Genomic DNA, 337 nt, shown 5'->3' on the forward strand with positions numbered 1-337 from the left:
CGCTGAAACCCTGTAGCCAGAGCCCGAATAACTGCCCCCTGAACCCCGCCAGGGTCGCGCGGCCACGCTAACCCGGTCGGGATCAACGCCTGTAGCGCGCGCGAATACTCCTTTACGGTAAACTGGCTCATGTGTAGTTCACCTCGCCACGCACCGGCAGTTCCCCTACCCCCAGATCGATATTTGCTGAGGGAGAAACAAGGATAAATCCTGCTGTGCCATCAATGTCTCCGATTGCCCTGTTCAGGTCAGAGAGGAAGATCTTGCCATTGCCGACCGGCGTTCCACCTTCGAAAAAGACATTGTCGATAGCCGCCGCAATGGCCGTGGTAATGTC

General features: G+C 57.3%; 1 pseudogene. It reads right to left on the reverse strand.

From position 1 onward, the window contains the following. Positions 1-127: 127 nt before the first annotated feature. A pseudogene (locus C9411_RS25400) lies at positions 128-337 on the reverse strand (phage baseplate protein); the annotation flags it as partial.

The sequence above is a fragment of the Serratia sp. Nf2 genome, from assembly GCF_003028435.1.
In the GTDB taxonomy this organism is placed as follows: Bacteria; Pseudomonadota; Gammaproteobacteria; order Enterobacterales; family Enterobacteriaceae; genus Serratia; species Serratia marcescens_L.